We start from the raw sequence: 19,409 nt of genomic DNA, 5'->3' as shown, positions 1-19,409 counted from the left end.
TTGCTTTTCCCGCTAGAGTTCGTGCGGTTTGCGGCCACCCATGGCCTGCGTCAGTTCATCGGCGGTCCGGCGGATGACCGGTCCAAACACATCCAGCTTGTTCCTGGGCAGGCGCACGGCCGGGCCTGAAATCGAAATCCCGGCGATGGCCTCGCCATGTTCGTTGAAGACGGGTGCTGCGATGCAGCGCATGCCGAGCGTGTGCTCCTCATCGTCGATCGACCAGCCGCGTGCGCGGATCTGCTGAATGTCCTTCAGGAGGGCGGGCAGCGTATCGAGCGTGCGGTCGGTGAAATGCGCCAGCGTCTTGCCGCTGAGCATCTGGCCGATATCGGTGTCGGACCAGGTCGACAGGATGGCCTTGCCGATGCCGGATGCATGGATGGGGCCGCGCCGTCCCGGCCGGAAGAAGGCGCGCATCGGCGCATGGCTCTCGATCTGGGAGATGAACACCACATCGCCTTCATCCTCGATGGCGACATTGGCGGTCTCGCCGCACGCGTCCATCAGCTCTTTCAGGAATGGCCGGCTGATGCTGCCGAGCTTGCGGTAGCGCAGGAAGGCATTGCCGATTTCAAAGGCGCGCACGCCGACCGTCCATTCGCCGGATTCCGGATCATGCGCGAGCATGCCGTGATTGGCAAGCGACGTCAGCAGCCGGTGAACGGTCGATGGCGCCATGCCCGTGTGGTCGGCGAGGTCCGTCAGCGTCGATCCGTCATTGTCGGCGACGATGCTGAGCAGATGGAGGCTACGGTCAAGCACCTGAACCGAGGAAGGCACGGCATTCTCCCCCGCCTTGCGTCCCCGCCTGCCTTTTGCTGCCGTCGACTGTAAGGCCATGCTGCCGTCTTTCCCCTTGCATTGCGTTGCATTGGCATAATCCGGCGCGGTTGATTTTACCAGTTTTATTGAAAATCTTTATTTCCATATGATGAGAATGATTTCCAGAAATTCATTGTGCGATTCATGAAACGGATTATGATCCCACTAAATCTGGAGGAATGATCATGACCAAAATGCGTGCTGTCGATGCTGCGGTTCTTATCCTGGAAAAGGAGGGGATCGATTGCGCTTTCGGTGTGCCGGGCGCGGCCATCAACCCGTTCTATTCGGCGCTGCGCGCCCGCGGTTCGATCCGCCATATCCTGGCGCGCCACGTGGAAGGCGCTTCGCACATGGCGGAGGGCTATACCCGCGCCAATCACGGCAATATCGGCGTGTGCATCGGCACATCGGGCCCGGCCGGTACCGATATGATCACCGGTCTTTACTCGGCCTCGGCCGATTCCATCCCCATTCTGTGCATCACCGGGCAGGCGCCGCGCGCGCGTCTCGACAAGGAGGATTTTCAGGCCGTCGATATCGCTTCCATCGCCAAGCCGGTGACCAAATGGGCGGTAACCGTGATGGAACCCGGCCTGGTGCCCTACGTCTTCCAGAAGGCCTTTCACATCATGCGCTCGGGCCGTCCGGGTCCGGTGCTCATCGACCTGCCGCTGGATGTGCAGCTGGCGGAAATCGAATTCGACGCCGACACCTATGAACCGCTCGAGCCGTACAAGCCCGCCGCAACGCGGGCGCAGGTGGAAAAGGCGCTGGCCATGCTCAATGCGGCGGACCGGCCGCTGATCGTGGCGGGCGGCGGCATCATCAATGCCGATGCCTCCGATCTCCTGGTTGAATTTGCCGAAATCACCGGCGTTCCCGTCATCCCGACATTGATGGGCTGGGGAACGATCCCGGACGATCACCGGCTGATGGCGGGCATGTGCGGCCTGCAGACCTCGCACCGCTACGGCAATGCCACGCTGCTGGCTTCGGACTTCGTGCTGGGGATCGGCAACCGCTGGGCCAACCGCCATACGGGCAATGTCGCGACCTATACGGAAGGGCGCACATTCGTGCATGTCGACATCGAGCCGACCCAGATCGGCCGCGTTTTCGCGCCGGATTTCGGCATTGTCTCCGATGCGGGCAAGGCGCTGAAGCTGTTTCTCGACGTGGCCACCGAATGGAAGGCCGCAGGCAAACTGCGTGACTGGTCGGCATGGGCGCGGGAATGCCAGGAGCGCAAGCGCACCCTGCTGCGCAAGACGCATTTCGACCAGACGCCGCTGAAACCGCAGCGCGTCTACGAGGAGATGAACAAGGCGTTCGGCCGCGATACCTGCTATGTCACGACCATCGGCCTCAGCCAGATCGCTGGGGCGCAGTTCCTGCATGTCTACCGCCCGCGCAACTGGATCAATTGCGGTCAGGCCGGTCCCCTCGGCTGGACCTTGCCCGCCGCCCTCGGCGTGCGTGCCGCCGATCCGCACCGGCCGATCGTGGCGCTCTCCGGCGACTATGATTTCCAGTTCATGATCGAGGAACTGGCCGTCGGCGCCCAGCACAAGCTGCCCTATCTGCATGTCGTCGTGAACAATTCCTATCTCGGGCTGATCCGGCAGGCGCAGCGCGGCTTCAACATGGATTTCGAAGTGTCGCTTGCTTTCGACAACATCAATGCGTCTGATGATGCGGAGAGGGGCTACGGCGTCGACCACGTGGCGGTGGCCGAAGGTCTCGGCTGCAAGGCCATCCGCGTGCGCAGCCCCAACCAGTTTGCCGACGCCTTTGCGCAGGCGCAGGCGCTGATGGACGAACACCAGGTGCCGGTGGTCATCGAGTTCATTCTCGAGCGGGTGACCAATATCTCCATGGGCGCCGACATCAATGCGGTGGTCGAGTTCGAGGAGCTGGCCGAGCAGAAACAGGATGCGCCGACCGCCGTCGCGGCATTCCTTGACTGACATTCACTGACTTTCCGGAGGTCTTATGCCCAAATTTGCAGCCAATCTGACGATGCTCTTCAACGAGGTTCCGTTTCTCGACCGCTTTGCACTGGCCAGCCAGGCGGGTTTCGATGCGGTGGAATATCTCTTCCCCTATGAATTCGATGCCGCCGTTCTCGAACAGAAACTCGGACAGCACCGGCTGGTGCAGGTGCTGCACAATCTTCCGGCCGGCAACTGGGCGGGCGGCGAGCGCGGCATCGCGGTGCTGCCGGACCGCATCGACGAGTTCCGCCGCGGCGTTGCCACGGCCATCGACTATGCCACCGAGCTGGGATGCAGGCAGATCAACTGCCTTGCCGGCATTGCGCCGGTCGGGCTGGCGGCCGATGTGCTGCGCACGACATTCGTGCACAATCTGCGCCTGGCGGCGCAGGAGCTTGCCAGGCACCAGATCCGCCTGCTGATCGAGCCGATCAACTCATACGATATTCCCGGTTTCTACCTGAATACCGTCGAACAGGCGGCATCGATCATCGATGAGGTCGGCAGCGACAATCTCTTCATCCAGTACGATCTCTATCACCAGCAGCGCACGCGCGGCGAACTGGTGGCGACCTACCAGCGCCACAAGGACCGCATTGCCCATATCCAGCTGGCCGACAATCCCGGCCGGAATGAGCCGGGCACGGGCGAAATCAACTATCCCTTCGTGTTCGAGGCACTGGACGAGGCCGGTTATACCGGCTGGATCGGCTGCGAATACAAACCAAAGACTGAAACGCAACGCGGACTGGGCTGGCTGAAGGACTTTTCCGACGCGCAGAAATCCGCCGACATCTTGAGAATGAGGAGCTGAGCACATGGCTGACATAGGTTTCATCGGACTGGGCATCATGGGTACGCCCATGGCACGTCACCTGCAGGATGCGGGGCACAACGTCTACACCTCGAAATTCTTCATCGAGCCGCGCCCGGAACTGGTCGAGAACGGCCTGAAGATCGTTGAAAGCCCCAAGGCTCTGGCCGAAAAGACTGACATCATCATCCTGATGCTGCCGGACACACCCGAGGTCAAGGACGTGCTCTTCGGCGAAAACGGCGTGGTCTTCGGCTTGAAGCCGGGCAAGCTCGTCATCGACATGAGCTCGATCTCGCCGATTGAAACGAAGGAATTCGCCAAAAGGGTTCGCGAGACAGGCAGCGAATATATCGATGCGCCGGTATCCGGCGGCGAAGTGGGCGCCAAGAATGCCACGCTCAGCATCATGGCGGGCGGCGAGCAGAGCGCCTTCGACCGGGCCCTGCCGCTGTTCAAGCTGATGGGCAAGAACATCACGCTCGTCGGCGATTGCGGCGACGGCCAGGTGACCAAGGTTGCCAACCAGATCATCGTTGCCCTGACCATCGAAGCTATTTCGGAAGCGCTGGTGCTGGCGTCGAAGGCGGGTGCCGATCCGGCCCGGGTGCGCGAGGCCCTGATGGGCGGCTTTGCCTCCTCGCGCATTCTCGAACTGCATGGCGAGCGGATGATCAAGCGGACATTCGAACCGGGTTTCCGCATCTCGCTGCACCAGAAGGACCTCAACCTTGCCTTGCAGAGCGCCAAGTCGCTGGGCGTCTCGCTGCCCAACACGGCATCGACGCAGGAACTGTTCAACAGCTGTGCGGCGAACGGCGACAGTGATCTCGACCATTCCGGACTGGTCAAGGCGCTGGAGCGCATCGCCAACCACGCGGTCGCCTGAGTTCGACAGACAAGGCCATGGGGGCGGACAACGATGACATTGAAAACCGCCCCCAGGGCATTGCTGACATCCCTGTTTGACGCCGCCGTGGCGGCGGCGCAGGCCGAGCGCACCGTTGCCGCCAACCTGCCGGACCGCCCGAAAGGGCGCACCATCGTCATCGGCGCCGGCAAGGGCTCGGCGCAGATGGCGCGTGCTTTCGAACAGGCCTGGGATGGCCCGCTGCAAGGGGTTGTCGTCACCCGTTACGGTTTCGGCGTGCCATGCGAGCGGATCGAGATCATCGAGGCGGCGCATCCGGTGCCCGATGCGGCGGGTCTGAAGGCCACGGCACGACTGTTTGACGCGGTTGCCAATCTGACAGAGGACGATCTTGTGGTGGCGCTGATATCGGGCGGCGGTTCCGCGCTGTTGCCGGCACCGCCGGAAGGCATGACACTTGATGACGAGATTGCGGTCAACAAGGCATTGCTGGCATCCGGCGCACCCATCGCCGCGATGAACACGGTGCGCAAGCACCTTTCAACCGTCAAGGGCGGACGGCTGGCCGCCGCTGCCTTTCCGGCGCGGGTCGTTACCCTGGTCATATCCGATATTCCCGGCGACAATCCGGCTCTGGTCGCGTCGGGGCCGACCGTGCCGGATGCAGCATCGCTCGACGATGCGCGGGCGATCGTGCGCCAGTACAATCTTGCATTGCCACCGGCGGCCTTGCGGCATCTGTCGCTGGATGCGGCCCGCGCACCCAATCCCGGCGATCCCGGTTTTGCCCGCAACACGGTCCGCATCATCGCTTCAGCGGCGGTCTCGCTCGACGCGGCCGCAGCGGAGGCGCGGCGCCAGGGCGTCGACGCCATCATCCTGTCCGATGCCATCGAGGGCGAGGCGCGGGAGGTGGCGCATGTGCATGCCGCACTTGCCCGCGAAGTTTTGACCAGAAACCGGCCGTTCACGGCGCCGGTGGTTCTCCTGTCCGGGGGAGAAACCACGGTCACCGTGCGCGGGAAGGGCAAGGGTGGGCGCAACACGGAGTTTCTTCTGTCTTTTGCGCTTGGCATTGCCGGGGCGGGGGGTATCTCGGCGCTGGCCGCCGATACGGACGGCATCGATGGTTCGGAGGACAATGCCGGGGCCTTTGCCGATGGCAGCACCGCCGCGCGGCTGGCGGGTCTTGGGAGGGACGCGCGCAGCCTGTTGAATGCCAATGATGCGTGGTCGGCGTTCGATGCTCTCGGTGATCTTTTCGTGCCGGGCCCGACGGGCACCAATGTCAATGATTTCCGGGCCATTTATATCGATGGCGGCAGCTAGTTTCTTTCGCGTTGGCTGCCCGAATAGGAGCGGACGGGAATGCCAAGGACATGGCTCAAGGGATCAATGCCCAGGTCTGCCAATTGATCCAGCGGCAGGCTGTTGAGTTCGGCAATGGTGCGGCGCGCATTGCGCCAGGCAATATAGTTGCGGTAAATGTTCATTTTCATACCTCGTCTTTGTTCGTCAAATAGACCTGTGAACACGACGGAGTATGCGCGGCCACGTCAAAAACCGGTATCCCGTTTGGCCGAAGAGATTGCCTGATCCTCCGAGAGTGAATCCGGCCGGCGGTTATTCTCCCGCGTCGCCGCCCATCCGGTCGATGTCGCGGCGCAGGATGATCGATGTGGTGACGTCATCGACTTCCTCCAGCAGCGCTACAGTGTTGCGGATGGTGTTGAGATGATTCATCGACGGCACCTCGACCTCGACAATCAGATCGAGCTGCCCGCTGACCGAGGAAACGCGCCGGACTTCCGGACGGGCCGCAAGCTGGTCCAGCACGCCGAGCGCCGGGGTGCGCACCAGGCTGATCAGCAGGAAGGCGCAGATCACCCCCTCGTTCAGCTGCCCGATATCGGCCCGGTAGCCGCGGATGACCCCCGACCGTTCGAGAAAAAGAATGCGCTCGCTGGTTGCGCTGCGCGACAGGCCGATCTTTCCGGCGAGCGTCTTCAGCGGAATCTTGGCATCGCGCGACAGGATGCTCAGAATGTTCCGGTCCTTTTCATCGAGTTCCTTCATTGCCCTCTTCTCTTCCCCCGACCAAATGCCGGTTCAGGCCGTCCTTCTGACGGTCAAACCGGCGGATTAACGGATGCCCCATTTTGAGGCCCGTGCCAAGCTCTGGCGAAAAGGAGTTGATGCATGATCAATCTGTCCCATCCGGCACCGGCATTTTCGAATGCGGAAGCCCTCGCCATCGCCAAGGAGCATTTTGGCGTCGAGGGCCGGATCAGTTCTCTGGCCAGCGAACGCGACCAGAATTTCCGGATCGATGCATCGGACGGCTCCATCTGGATTCTCAAAGCCGTCAATTCCAGCGAGCCGAAGGACCAGAGCGATTTCCAGACGGCGCTGCTGCATCATCTGGAAGCAAACGCGTCCGATCTGCCGGTGCCAAGATTGCGCCGGTCGCTGGACGGGCAGGTGCTGGTGCAGATCCAATCCCGGACCGGTGAACGGCATTGCATCCGCATGGTGTCCTGGCAAGATGGCGATCCCCTGGCCAAACGCGAACGCACGCCGGCGGTCCTGCAAAGCCTCGGCGGGATGCTTGGGCGGCTGGACAGGGCCATGCAGGGCTTCATGCATCCCGGCGCGCTCAGGACATTCGACTGGGACATGCGGGCGGCGGGCCTGTCGCGCCAGCGCCTGAAATATATCGACAATGCCGAGGATCGTGCGCTGCTCGGTCGCTTCCTCGACCGGTTCGAGGCGCGGGTGGCACCGCGCCTGCCTCGCTTACGCGCCGCCGTCATCCATAATGACGCCAACGACTGGAACGTGCTGGTCGACGCGGACAATCCGGGGAAAATTGCCGGCCTGATCGATTTCGGCGATGCGCTGCACAGCATCCTGATCGCCGAAGTTGCGGTGGCCTGCGCCTACTCCATTCTCGATCTCGACGATCCCATCGGCGCGGCAGTCGCCATCGTTGCGGGTTTCCATGCGGAATATCCCCTGCAGGAACAGGAGGTGGACCTGCTGTTCGACCTGATCGCCATGCGGCTCGTCACCAGCGTCACGCTGTCGGCGCAGCGCAAGGACAAGACGGATGACAATCCCTATCTCGCCATCAGCGAGGCCCCCGCATGGGCATTGCTGCGGCGCCTCGATGCGATCAATCCGGGCTTTGCCACGGCGATTTTCCGCCATGCCTGCGGATATGATGCGTCTGCCGGGGCCAAGGCGGTTGCCGGCTGGATCAAGCGCAACAACCGGACCTTTGCCCCGGTTCTCGCGCAGCATCCGGCCACCGCGGCCAAGGCGCTGGTTCCCTATGGCGATCCCGAAAATGCCATGACCGTCTGGTCCGCGACGCAGCAACCGGACAAGGCAACCGCATGGTGGGATGCCTATTGCGCCGAAAACGGTATCGCGCTCGGCATCGGGCCGTGGGGCGAGGAACGCTCCGTCTATACCGGCGCGATGTTCGAATCGCGTTTCATTGCCGGCGAGCGGCGCACCCGGCATCTCGGCCTCGACCTCTTCATGGCTGCAGGCACGAAGCTGTTCACGCCCATCGCGGCAACTGTCGCAGAAGTCGTCATCGAGCCCGATCCGCTCGGCTATGGCTGCCTCGTCAAGCTCGAACATGCGCCGGATGGCTGCCCGCCCTTTGCAACGCTGTGGGGGCATCTTGCGCACGAGGCCCTGACGCGGCTGCGTCCGGGCGACGTGCTTCAAGCGGGCGATCTCGTCGGCCAAATGGGCGCGCCTGCGGAAAATGGCGGCTGGGCACCGCATCTGCATCTGCAATTGTCGGTGGATACATCGCTGTCCGCAACCGCCATCCTCGGCGTCGGCGAAGCGCGCTATCTCCCGGTCTGGGGCGAACTCTTCCCGGACCCGGCCAATTTCATCGGCCTGCCGCGCGAGACATTCCAGCAGACGGGGCGCAGCAGGGAGGCCATTGTTGCCGCGCGCCGTACGTCGCTCCTGCCCAATCTCTCCATTTCCTATGCGGAGCCGATCAAGTTCGTGCGCGGCGAGGGTGTCTGGCTGATCGACGATCGCGGCCGGGCCTATCTCGACTGCTTCAACAATGTCTGCCATCTCGGCCATGCCCATCCGGATGTGGTGAGGGCCCTGTCGTGGCAGGCGGGCGTGCTCAACACAAATACGCGCTATCTGCACGACAACATCGTCACCTATGCGGAGCGGCTGACCGCGACGTTGCCCGGTGACCTGACGGTCGCGACCTTTGCCTGTTCGGGCAGCGAGGCCAACAGCCTGATGCTGCGGATGATGCGGGCACATACCGGCCGCGAGGAGGCGATTGTTCTCGATTGGGCCTATCACGGCACGACGCAGGAACTGATCGAGCTCAGCCCCTACAAATACAAGCGTCGAGGCGGCAAGGGCCGCAAGCCGCATGTCTATGAGGCCGCCATTCCCGATCCTTACCGCGCGCCGTCCGACTGGCCGCAGGCGGAGATTGCCAGCCGCTATGCGGAAAGCGTTGCCGAACAGATCGAACAGATGCGCCGGGCAGGCAAGGCGCCGGGCCTGTTCCTTGCCGAGTCCATTCCCAGCGTCGCCGGTCAGGTGTTCCTGCCGGATGGTTACCTCAAAGAGGTCTACGCGATGGTGCGTGCCGCCGGTGGTATCTGTGCGGCGGATGAAGTGCAGGTCGGTTTCGGCCGCGTCGGTAGCCATTGGTGGGCGTTCGAGACGCAAGGCGTCGTGCCCGACATCGTCACCATGGGCAAGCCCATCGGCAATGGCCACCCCATGGCGGCGGTGGTGACGACGCGCGAGATCGCCGCCTCGTTCAACAACGGCATGGAATATTTCAACACATTCGGCGGCAATCCCGTTTCCTGTGCTGTGGGCCTTGCGGTGCTCGACGTGATCGAGCGCGACAATCTGCGGCAAAATGCGCTGGACACAGGCAATTACCTGCTGCAGCGCTTCGAGGAGATGAAGGCCCGCCATGCCGTCATCGGCGATGTGCGCGGACAGGGGCTCTTTCTCGGCGTCGAACTCGTCACGGACCGCAGGAGCAAGGAGCCTGCCACGGAGATTGCCCGCGCCATCAACAACGGTGCCAGGGAGCGCGGTGTCCTGATGGGAACGGAGGGACCGCACGACAACATCCTGAAGCTGCGCCCGCCGATGATTTTCAGCCGGGCCAATGCGGATTATCTGATCGACGTGTTGGAGGACACGTTCACGGCCGTCCTGGCGAACCAGTGATCCAAACACCGAAGAAAGAACGAACCGCCGGGCAGGTGTCCGGCGGGCGGGAAAGATTTATTCAATCACAATGAGGGAGAACATCATGAAACGGACTGCACTTCTGGCCCTGCTGCTGGCATCGGCAGCCTTTACCGCCACCCCCGCCAAGGCCGACACGCTGTCGGTGATCAAGGAACGCGGCCGCGTCAATTGCGGCGTCAGCCAGGGCGTCCTCGGCTTTTCCAATGCGGACAGCACGGGCAAATGGACCGGCTTCGACGTCGATTTCTGCCATGCGGTTTCCGCGGCAATCTTCGGCGACCCGGACAAGGTCAACTTCATTCCGCTTTCCACCAAGGACCGCTTCACCGCGCTGCAGTCCGGCGAAGCCGATCTGCTGTCGCGCCAGACCACATGGACCCTGTCGCGCGATACCACCATGGGCCTCAAATTCGTCGGCACCGCCTATTATGACGGGCAGGGCTTCATGGTGAAGAAGTCACTGGGCGTGAAGAGCGCAAAGGAGCTCTCCGGCGCCTCGCTGTGCACCGAGACCGGCACGACGACGGAACTCAACGTTGCCGATTATTTCAAGGCGAACAACATCACCTACGAGATCGTCTCGTTCGAACGCCCGGATGAAACCATTGTCGCGCTGAACAATGGCCGCTGCGATGTCTACACGACGGATGCCTCCGCACTCTACGCGCAAAGGCTGACCCTGTCCGACCCCGAGGGGTTCATGGTGCTACCCGAGATCATTTCCAAGGAGCCGCTGGGACCGGCGGTGCGCCAGGGCGATGACCGCTGGTTCAACATTGTCCGCTGGACCCTGTTCTCGATGATCGAGGCGGAAGAGCTGGGCATTACCAGGGAGAACATCGCCAAGCAGATGGAATCCGGCAATCCGTCGATCAAGCGCTTTCTGGGCGCCGAGGGGGATACGGGTGCGCCGCTGGGCCTCGACAAGGGCTGGATCTACAAGATCGTGTCGACAACCGGCAATTACGGCGAGATGTTCGACCGCAATCTCGGCAAGGGCAGTCCCCTGAAGATCGACCGGGGCATCAACGCTTTGTGGAATGCCGGCGGCCTGATGTATGCGCCGCCGGCGCGCTAGGAGGGGTCTGTAAAAGAACAAGGGCGGGTGGTCCAATGGACCGCCCGCCCTTGTTTCATTCCATCACCGCATGTTCCGGCGGCGCGGCGCTGGGTGCCGGCTTGCGCAGCAGGAACACCAGCGGGATGGCTGCCAGCGACATCAGCATCAGCAGCTTGAAATCGTCCATATAGGCGATGATCGTGGCCTGCAGGGTGATGATGCCGTCAAGCGAAGCGCGGCCCGCCGCCTTCAGCGGGTCGAGATGCTGCATCACGGCAGGTGCATTGAAGGCGTGGTTGAACGGCGTGACATAGGCGGCGATCGAGGCGTGGTTGGTCTGCACATTCTCGGTGATCAGCGCCGTGACGATGGAAATGCCGACGCTGGAACCGATATTGCGCGAGAGATTGTAAAGGCCCGTGCCTTCGCCGCGCATGCTGGCGGGCAGGGTGGCAAAGGCAATCGTCGTCAGCGGCACGAAGAGGAAGCCGAGGCCGGCACCCTGGATGAAGCCCACCGAAACGATGGTCCACTGCGATACGTCAGGCGTCCAGCCGGTCATGTCGTACATGGCCCAGGCGGTCAGCCCGAGGCCGAGCACCAGGAGGAAGCGCGTATCGACCTTGCCGATGAGGCGGCCGACGATGAACATGCACACCATCGTGCCGACGCCGCGCGGGCCCATGACGATACCCGCCGTGGTGACGGGATAGCCCATGAGGGTCTGCAGGTAGGGCGTCATCAGGGCGAGCGAGGCGAGATAGGTCACGCCGACGATGAAGATGAAGAACATGCTGACGGCAAAGTTCCGGTCGAGGAACAGCCTTGGATTGACGAAGGACCGTTCGGCCGTGAAGGTGTGGCTGAGGAACAGGTAGAAGGCGCTGACGCAGACAAGCGCTTCCAGCTGGATTTCGCCGGAGGAAAACCAGTCGAGCTGTTCGCCGCGGTCGAGAAAAAGCTGAAGGGCGGCGATGGCAAGGCTGAGCGTGCCGAAGCCGAACCAGTCCAGCTTGGCCTTCAGCTCCCGCCCGGTTTCGGTGACGAAGGCAACGATGCCGGCAAAGGCGAGAAGGCCGATGGGAACGTTGATGTAGAACACCCAGCGCCAGCTGATATTGTCGGTCAGCCAGCCGCCGATGACGGGGCCGAGCACGGGACCGACCATGACGGAAACGCCGAACAGCGCCATGGCCGAGCCGCGCTCCTCGACGGAATAGATGTCGAGAAGAATGCCTTGCGATAGGGGGACGAGCGAGGCGCCGAACAGGCCCTGCAACAACCGGAAAGCCACGATCTGCGGCAGCGACTGGGCAATGCCGCACAGCACCGACGCCACGACGAAACCGGCGATGGCGGTGAGCAGCACGCGCTTGCGGCCGAAGCGGGCGGCCAGAAAGCCCGACGGCGGCGTCATGATGGCGGCAGCGACGATGTAGGAGGTCAGGACCCAGTTGATCTGGTCGGCGCTCGCCGCAACGCTGCCCTGGATATAGGGCAGCGCCACGTTGGCGATGGTCGTATCGAGCGCCTGCATGATCACGGCGAGGATGACGCAGGCCGTGATCGCGCCGCGATTGGCAACCGGTGCGGTGCCCGGCAGTGCGACGGTGCTAGACATGATCCTTGCTGCCCAGAAGCGATTGCACGAACTGCGGCAGGCCGCGTGCATGGCCAGTATCGACTTCGGCCGTCACGCTCATGCCGACGCGCAGCGGCGGCTTGCCCGCCGTGTCGTTTATGCTGACGAGCATGGGAATGCGCTGCACAACCTTAACCCAATTGCCGGTTGTATTCTGTGCGGGCAGCAGCGAGAAGCTCGAGCCGGATGCCGGGCTGATGCTGGCAACCGTGCCCTTCCATTCGACGCCCGGATAGGTGTCGACGGTCACGGTCACCGGCTGGCCGGGCTTGACATAGGTCAGCTCGGTTTCCTTGGGGCTGGCGGCAACCCACATATGGGTTGTCGAGACAAGGCTGAAACCGGCCTGCGAGGCCTGGAGATAGGCGCCGACCTGCAGCGAACTGACATTGGTCACGATCCCATCGAAGGGCGCGCGCACCGTGGTCGCGTCAAAATCGTGCTGGGCCTTGTCGACGGTTGCCTTTGCCGCGAGATAGGACGGGTTCTGCTCGACAGGCTGGTCGGCATTGTTGCCCAACTGGGCGAGCGTGGTGGCGGCCTGCGCCCTGGCGACATCGACCTTCTGCTGGGCGGCATCCAGATCATGCTTGGCCTGATCGTAGGTGGCCTTGGAGACGGCGGCGGTGTTGGTCAGGTCCGCCTGGCGCTGCAGGGTCTTCTGGTAGAAGGGAATGTCGGATTCCGCCTGGGCGATTTCCGCCAGCGTCTGCTTGTAGCTCGCCTGCAGGTTGAGAATCTGGTTGCGAACGGTGCCGAGCTGCGCCTGCGCGCCCTCAAGAGCGATGCGGTAGACGTCGGGGTTGATGCGGAACAGGATCTGTCCCTGCTTGACGACCTCGTTGTCATGCACGTCTATGGCGCTGACCAGCCCCGATATATCGGTGGAAACGCCGACCATGTCCGCCTGCACATAGGCGTTGTCGGTGGACATGACCTGCCCGCCGATGACGTAGAAATAACCGCCGACCACGAGGGCAAGCGGCAGCGCGGCGAAGAGCACGGGGCGCAGACGGTTGCGGCGGGTTTTCGGCGGCGTGATATCGGGCAGCGGCACCGGTTCGTTGACGCGGGCGGCTACCGGCGCTTCGCCGGGTGCGTCGGTCTTTTCCAGAACAGGCGCGGCGTGCCCCGGTGCGGCGGGGTGATCGGAATTGGCGGGAATGCGGGAGTTGGGAGATCCGTCAGCCATGGTGTGTCTTCCTGTCATCGACCGGTGTCTGACAGGCATCGATCAAATTGGACTTCATAAGGGTTAGAGTGCGGATGAGATGTTCGCGGTCTTCCGCCGGCACATTTTCGAGGGCTTCGGACCGGGTGACTTCGCCGATGACGCGCATATCCGCCAGATGCGGGCGCGCTTCATCGCGCAGGAACAGCAGCCAGATGCGGCGGTCGGTCGGGTGCCGGCGCCGCTCGATCAGGTTCCGCTCCTGCAGCTTGTCGAGGATGCGCACCAGGGTGATCGGCTCGATTTCGAGGATTTCCGCCAGGCCAGCCTGATGAATCCCCTCATTCTTGGACAGATAGGCCAGCGTCTGCCACTGTGACCGGGTCAGGCCGAGGCATTTTGCCCGTTGTTCAAACCGCTTGCGCAGCAACCGCGCAACATCGTGCAGCAGAAAGCCAAGAGTGGGTGTGTCGTCCATGATGTGGGGTTTTGAAACTCATAAGGGTGCTTATAACATTCACACATATAGCATGCGGACTCATGTTTTAGAAGAGACAAGGTGTCACAAGTCAGTGAGGCAAGACGCATAGCAAAATGCCCGGCCTCAAGGAGACCGGGCACGATATTCCAGATGTTTCTGCAGGCAGGTTTTAGCCGACGAAAGCCCGCTCGACCACATAGGTCGCCGGTTTGTTGTTGGCGCCTTCGACCAGGCCGAAGGATTCCAGAATGGCCTTGGTGTCGTGGATCATGTGCATCGAGCCGCAGATCATGCCGCGGTCGGTTTCGGGATCGAGCGGCGGCAGGCCGAGATCGCTGAACAGCTTGCCGCTCTGCATCAGGTCGGTGATGCGGCCCATATGGGTGAATGGTTCGCGCGTGGTCGTCGTGTAGAGCCGCAGGCTGTCGGCGGCGAATTCACCGATCAGCGGGTCATCCTTGATGCCCTCGACCATTTCGGTGATGTATTTCAGCTCGGCGATATCCCGGCAGGTCTGGATCAGGATGACCTCTTCGAACTTTTCATAGGTCTCGGGGTCGCGGATGAGGCTGGCGAAGGGGGCAACGCCGGTTCCGGTCGACAGCATGTAGAGCCGCTTGCCCGGAAGAAGCGCATCGAGAACCAGTGTCCCCGTCGACTTCTTGCGCAGGAGGACCGTATCGCCCCGCTTGATCTTTTGCAGATGCTCGGTCAGCGGGCCGTTGTCGACCTTGATCGAGAAGAATTCGATTTCCTCGTCCCAGGACGGGCTGGCGATGGAGTAGGCACGGTAAACCGGCTTTTCCGCATTGGGCAGGCCGATCATGACGAATTCGCCGGAACGGAAGCGGAAGCTCGTCGGCCGCGTAATACGGAAACGGAACAGGCGATCGGTATAATGGCGCACCTCGGTGACCGTTTCCGCGAACACATTGTCGGGAATCGCAAATGCAACCGGTGCCGAAAGGTCATCCGTTGCATGAATGGGTGCCGCCGTGACGGTCGCTGACGAAGATGCAGTCATCCCTGGGTCTCTCGCTCAATACTTCGTGTCAACACATGAAAGAGAGCCGGGCGTTGCTCCATTCATTGCCTGATTTCCGGCCGCCACATACGCCAGCCGGGCGCGCTGAACGCAGTCAGCGAGCCCTTATGTAATCAGATGAGCGGAATATGCAATGGCTGATATTGCAAGGCAGATCAGCAAATTAGCGGTTGCTGCCACCCGATGAAACCCATGCCGATACTAATCCGGAGCGATCTTTTAGAAGAATTTAGCGAAGGACGAAACGTTCGCAGTCGGTGTATACAGATTCCGGGACTTTCGTGGATAAAATTTCCAGATTGCGGGTCAGGCTCGAGGGCTTCGCGGTGCCGATCAAAACATTCGCCACGACCGGTTCGCGGAACGGAAACTGGATGGCGGCGGCTGCCAGGGGCACATTTTCGGCCTCCGCGATGGCCTGCATGGCGCGGACGCGCTCGAGAATATCCGGGGATGCCGAGCCATAATCAAAATGCGCGCCGGGGACGGGACCCGTCGCCAGAATGCCGGAATTGAACACGCCGCCAATGACGAGCGAGGTGTTCTGCGCCCGGCAGACGTCGAGCAGGCCGCGTTCGGCCGCGCGGTCGAGCAGGGAATAGCGCCCGGCGAGAAGAATGCAGTCGAGCGGATGGCGGGCCAGCACATTGAGGCAGACCTCGACTTCGTTCACCCCCAGCCCATAGGCGGCAATCGCCCCGGCCGACTTGAGTTCGTCCAGCGCCTTCAGCCCGCTGCCGAGCAGCTGGTCCATATAGACGGCGTTTTGTCCGGCACCATGGGTATAGGCACCGATATCGTGGATGTAGAGGATGTCGATCCGGTTCAGGCCGAGGCGCGCCAGGCTGAATTCGAAGGAACGCATGATGCCGTCATAGCTGTAGTCATAGTCGACGGCGAAGGGCAGGGGATTGACGTAGGAATGATCGGGGACCTGATCCTCCGGCACCGGGCGCATGAGGCGGCCGACCTTTGTCGAAAGCACGTAGCTGTCGCGCGGCTTGTCGCGCAGGAAGTCGCCGGTCCGGCGCTCCGACAGGCCGAAACCGTAAAACGGTGCCGTGTCGAAATAGCGTATGCCGGCATCCCACGCGGTCTGCAGGGTTTCCATTGCGGCGTCGCGCGTGCATTCACGATACAGCCCGCCAATCGCCGCCCCGCCGAAGCCGATTTCAGTGACGGCCAGCGGCGTTTTACCAATCTTGCGAATGTCCAATTGTCTCTCCCGGAATCTGTCCCATGGTGGAAGCGGCAAAACGGGATGTCAACCGGTCAGACGATGGATATGCCGCAGGAATGACTATACGCCGGACGATATTGATGGCAGCTATAGGCAGGTCGCCGCATGCCGCCAAGGTTTCGGCTGTATGAGGGGCAAGGGGAGTTTGCGGGCGTGAGCAGGGGATACAGACGGGCTGTCGGCGCAGGCGCGGCGTGGTTGGCATCCGCCATTGCGCTGCCTGCCACGGTCGATTCCGCGTCGGCCGAAGCGCCGGGACGCGTCGTCTCCATGAACCTTTGCACCGATCAGCTGGCGATGCTGCTGGCATCGGGCGGGCAACTCGTTTCCGTGTCCTATCTCGCCGGGGACGCGACCGTATCGGTTCTGGCCGGGGAGGCGGGGGCGTTTGCGCTCAATCATGGTCAGGCGGAAGAGATATTCCTGATGCAGCCGGATCTCGTCCTGACCAGCACCTATACCACGCGGGCCACGACCGGTATTCTCAGGCGGCTGGGATTTCGCGTCGAGGAATTCCCGCCGGAATCTTCCTTCGAGGATATCCGCGCCAATGTACGGCGGATGGGTGCCCTGCTCGGGCGCGAAGCCAGGGCGGAAGAACTGCTGGGCGCCATGGACGCGGCCCTGGCAAGCCTTCCGGCACGCAGCGCCGATGCGCCCACGGTCGCGCTCTATTATGCCAACCAGATCACCTCGGGCCGCAACACCCTGGCCGGTGAGGTTGTCAACCGGGCGGGACTGATCAATATGGGCGAAAAACTGGGCCTCGACGGCACGCAAAAACTGTCGCTCGAACAACTGGTCATGGCCAAGCCGGACCTGATTGCCACCCACAACGCCTATCCGGCGCCCGCGCTTGCCTATGACGCGCAGCTCCATCCGGCGTTCCGGGCAGCGCTGCAGGGGCGGCAGCCCGTCGATATCCCCGACAAGTACTGGATATGCGGCGGACCGTTCACGGCAGAGGCCGTCAAGCTGCTGTCGGATGCGGCACGGCTGGAGGGCTCCAGATGAAGGATCATTACCGTCTTCTCCTGTCCGGGCTTGCGCTGTTGACCCTTGTCCTGTTCGTGCTGTCGCTGCTCGCCGGTCCGGCCGCACTGGGCATTTCGGACAGTATGCGCGCCCTGCTGACCGGGCAGGGCGACGCCATCGTCATCGTCATGCGGGAAATACGGCTGCCGCGCGCGCTGCTCGGCCTGATGATCGGGGCGACCCTCGGGCTCTCCGGCGCGGTACTGCAGGGCTATCTGCGCAATCCGCTGGCGGAACCGGGCCTTCTCGGGGTGAGTGCGTCGGCATCCCTCGGCGCGGTGATCGCCATCTATACCGGCCTGTCCCTGGCTTTCCCGCTTGCCCTGCCGCTGATGGCGCTGGCAGGCGCTGTTCTCGCGGTCTTCCTGGTGCAGGCGCTGGCCGGCCGCGGCGCGGGTACGCTGACCATCATTCTCGCCGGTGTCGCTGTCTCGAGCTTTGCCGGGGCGATGACCACGCTGGCGCTGAACCTGTCGCCCAACCCGTTTGCCGCGATGGAGATCGTCTACTGGATGCTGGGATCCCTCACCGACCGCTCCATGCTGCATGTGCAGCTTGCCGCCCCGTTCATCCTTGCGGGCTGGGCGCTGCTGTTCAGCCTCGGCCGCGCGCTTGACGCCCTGACACTGGGCCCCGATGCGGCGGCCAGCATGGGCATCAACATCCGGCGGGTGCAGTTCTTCGCCATTCTGGGCACGGCCGCATCCGTCGGGGCGGCCACCGCCGTTGCCGGTGCCATCGGCTTCGTCGGCCTGATCGTACCGCACGTGCTGCGGCCGCTGGTGGGTGCCCGGCCGTCGCGCCTGCTGCCGGCCAGTGCGCTTGGCGGCGCATCGATGCTGCTGGCAGCCGATATTCTCGTGCGCCTGATCGCGCCGGGCCGGGATTTGAAGCTCGGCGTGCTGACGGCCATGATCGGCGCGCCCTTCTTCCTCTGGCTGGTGTTTCGCACGCGGAGGACGCTGATATGACGATCCTCAGCCTGTCCCATGTCCATGCGTCGCTCGGCTCCAGGGCCGTCCTGCACGATGTATCGCTTGACGTTCGCGCCGGTGAATTTGTCGGGCTGATCGGTCCGAACGGTGCGGGCAAGTCAACCCTTCTGCGGAGCATCCTCGGCCTGGTGCCGTCGAGCGGCGACATCGCCATTGCCGGAAAACCGGCGAGGCGGATGAACGTCGAGGAACGGGCAAGGCACGTCGCCTATCTACCGCAGGACCGCGAAATCGCCTGGGCCGTGTCGGTGGAACATCTCGTCTCGCTCGGCCGCACGCCCTACCGCCGCGGGTTTTCCCGGCCGAGCGCGCATGACGCGGCGCTGGTTGAACAGGCGATGCAGCGGATGGATGTTCAGCAGCTGCGCCATCGTTCGGCTCTCGACCTTTCCGGCGGCGAGCGGGCGCGGGTGCTGATCGCCCGTGCCCTGGCGCAGGATGCGGCGCTCCTGCTTGCGGACGAACCGGCCGCGGGGCTCGATCCGGCACATCAGATCGGCCTGATGCAGTCGCTTGCCGATCTGGCCGGCAAGGGCTCGGCGGTGGTTGCATCCCTGCACGACCTCAGCCTTGCCGCGCACTGGTGCAGCCGGCTGGTTCTCATCCACGCAGGCATGATCGTCGCCGACGGCAGGCCCGCGGAGGTGCTGACGGCCGATCACATGCGCCGGATTTATGGTGTCGAGGCCTATCTCCAGGCGACGGAGCAGGGGCTGATCGTCCAGCCCGTCGCGCTTGCCGGCACGCCGGAGTGGCTCTAGGTCGTACACTCATAAATCTGATTGAAATGGTATGAGGCCATTTGTTTGGATACAAGGAGCAAAGACGAGGGAAATGTGGTTCATTTTTGAGGCTTTGCGACGATGTAGCCGGGCAAATGGACCATATCCTTTGGACGCCGAAACGGCTGCAAGCTGCAGTGTCGAGCCGCTCGGCCGGGGGAAAGGCCCCGCCCT

The 19,409-nt window shown here is 62.8% G+C and carries 17 protein-coding genes; 9 read left to right on the top strand and 8 right to left on the bottom strand.

The genetic code is table 11. The annotated features are described in order from the left end of the window. Positions 1-12: 12 nt before the first annotated feature. Positions 13-843, bottom strand: a complete 831-nt coding sequence (locus J1W56_RS22005) for an IclR family transcriptional regulator (protein ID WP_223615435.1) — start codon at positions 841-843, stop codon at positions 13-15. Between the two features lie 167 nt (positions 844-1,010). On the opposite strand from J1W56_RS22005, the gene gcl reads away from it, so the two are divergent. The 4 genes from gcl to J1W56_RS21985 are packed head-to-tail and all read left to right on the top strand — an operon-like array spanning position 1,011 to position 5,836. Beyond that, entirely contained in the window at positions 1,011-2,795 is a 1,785-nt protein-coding gene (gcl, locus tag J1W56_RS22000) for a glyoxylate carboligase (protein ID WP_223615434.1), read from the top strand. A gap of 25 nt (positions 2,796-2,820) precedes the next feature. Then, positions 2,821-3,636, top strand: coding sequence for a hydroxypyruvate isomerase (gene hyi, locus J1W56_RS21995; protein ID WP_223615433.1), 816 nt, complete (start codon positions 2,821-2,823; stop codon positions 3,634-3,636). A 4-nt stretch (positions 3,637-3,640) separates the two neighbouring features. Further along, on the top strand, positions 3,641-4,525 hold the full coding sequence (locus J1W56_RS21990) for a 2-hydroxy-3-oxopropionate reductase (RefSeq protein WP_223615432.1): 885 nt from the start codon (positions 3,641-3,643) through the stop codon (positions 4,523-4,525). Between the two features lie 33 nt (positions 4,526-4,558). Next, the gene (locus J1W56_RS21985) at positions 4,559-5,836 is read left to right on the top strand and encodes a glycerate kinase type-2 family protein (protein ID WP_223615431.1); all 1,278 of its coding nucleotides are present in this window, start codon (positions 4,559-4,561) and stop codon (positions 5,834-5,836) included. Here the strand turns inward: J1W56_RS21985 and J1W56_RS21980 are convergent. Further along, a complete protein-coding gene (locus tag J1W56_RS21980) occupies positions 5,833-6,000 on the bottom strand; it encodes a DUF1127 domain-containing protein (RefSeq protein WP_223615430.1) in 168 nt (55 codons plus the stop codon). The two genes, J1W56_RS21985 and J1W56_RS21980, sit on opposite strands and share 4 nt — an antisense overlap. A 130-nt stretch (positions 6,001-6,130) precedes the next feature. Further along, complete coding sequence (locus tag J1W56_RS21975; RefSeq protein ID WP_223615429.1) at positions 6,131-6,583, bottom strand: Lrp/AsnC family transcriptional regulator; 453 nt, start codon at positions 6,581-6,583, stop codon at positions 6,131-6,133. Between the two features lie 123 nt (positions 6,584-6,706). Between J1W56_RS21975 and J1W56_RS21970 the strand changes: the two genes are divergently transcribed. Then, positions 6,707-9,760, top strand: a complete 3,054-nt coding sequence (locus J1W56_RS21970; protein ID WP_223615428.1) for an aminotransferase class III-fold pyridoxal phosphate-dependent enzyme — start codon at positions 6,707-6,709, stop codon at positions 9,758-9,760. An 85-nt stretch (positions 9,761-9,845) separates the two neighbouring features. Next, the gene (locus J1W56_RS21965) at positions 9,846-10,862 is read left to right on the top strand and encodes an amino acid ABC transporter substrate-binding protein (protein WP_223615427.1); all 1,017 of its coding nucleotides are present in this window, start codon (positions 9,846-9,848) and stop codon (positions 10,860-10,862) included. 55 nt (positions 10,863-10,917) lie between these two features. Here J1W56_RS21965 and J1W56_RS21960 read toward each other — a convergent pair whose 3' ends face one another. The 5 genes from J1W56_RS21960 to J1W56_RS21940 form a co-directional block, all read right to left on the bottom strand. Next, positions 10,918-12,465 (bottom strand): DHA2 family efflux MFS transporter permease subunit, encoded by a 1,548-nt coding sequence (locus J1W56_RS21960; RefSeq protein ID WP_223615426.1) that lies wholly within the window; start codon positions 12,463-12,465, stop codon positions 10,918-10,920. After that, positions 12,458-13,678, bottom strand: coding sequence for an HlyD family secretion protein (locus J1W56_RS21955; RefSeq protein WP_223615425.1), 1,221 nt, complete (start codon positions 13,676-13,678; stop codon positions 12,458-12,460). The genes J1W56_RS21960 and J1W56_RS21955 overlap by 8 nt, the downstream gene beginning before the upstream one ends. Then, the gene (locus J1W56_RS21950) at positions 13,671-14,135 is read right to left on the bottom strand and encodes a MarR family winged helix-turn-helix transcriptional regulator (protein WP_105735155.1); all 465 of its coding nucleotides are present in this window, start codon (positions 14,133-14,135) and stop codon (positions 13,671-13,673) included. Before J1W56_RS21950 ends, J1W56_RS21955 begins: the two co-directional genes overlap by 8 nt. Before the next feature lie 172 nt (positions 14,136-14,307). Beyond that, the gene (locus J1W56_RS21945; protein ID WP_223615424.1) at positions 14,308-15,162 is read right to left on the bottom strand and encodes a ferredoxin--NADP reductase; all 855 of its coding nucleotides are present in this window, start codon (positions 15,160-15,162) and stop codon (positions 14,308-14,310) included. A gap of 250 nt (positions 15,163-15,412) precedes the next feature. Next, positions 15,413-16,399, bottom strand: coding sequence for an aldo/keto reductase (locus J1W56_RS21940; protein ID WP_223615423.1), 987 nt, complete (start codon positions 16,397-16,399; stop codon positions 15,413-15,415). 177 nt (positions 16,400-16,576) lie between these two features. Here J1W56_RS21940 and J1W56_RS21935 point away from each other — a divergent pair, with 177 nt between their 5' ends. The 3 genes from J1W56_RS21935 to J1W56_RS21925 are packed head-to-tail and all read left to right on the top strand — an operon-like array spanning position 16,577 to position 19,214. Continuing rightward, complete coding sequence (locus tag J1W56_RS21935; protein ID WP_223615422.1) at positions 16,577-17,437, top strand: ABC transporter substrate-binding protein; 861 nt, start codon at positions 16,577-16,579, stop codon at positions 17,435-17,437. Further along, the gene (locus J1W56_RS21930) at positions 17,434-18,429 is read left to right on the top strand and encodes a FecCD family ABC transporter permease (RefSeq protein ID WP_223615421.1); all 996 of its coding nucleotides are present in this window, start codon (positions 17,434-17,436) and stop codon (positions 18,427-18,429) included. The genes J1W56_RS21935 and J1W56_RS21930 overlap by 4 nt, the downstream gene beginning before the upstream one ends. Further along, on the top strand, positions 18,426-19,214 hold the full coding sequence (locus tag J1W56_RS21925; protein WP_223615420.1) for an ABC transporter ATP-binding protein: 789 nt from the start codon (positions 18,426-18,428) through the stop codon (positions 19,212-19,214). The genes J1W56_RS21930 and J1W56_RS21925 overlap by 4 nt, the downstream gene beginning before the upstream one ends. Positions 19,215-19,409 lie beyond the last annotated feature (195 nt).

It is taken from the genome of Phyllobacterium calauticae (assembly GCF_019991125.1).
Lineage (GTDB): Bacteria > Pseudomonadota > Alphaproteobacteria > Rhizobiales > Rhizobiaceae > Phyllobacterium > Phyllobacterium calauticae.
Note: the sequence above shows the minus strand (reverse complement) of the source record. Positions and strands in the feature narration are given on the sequence as shown.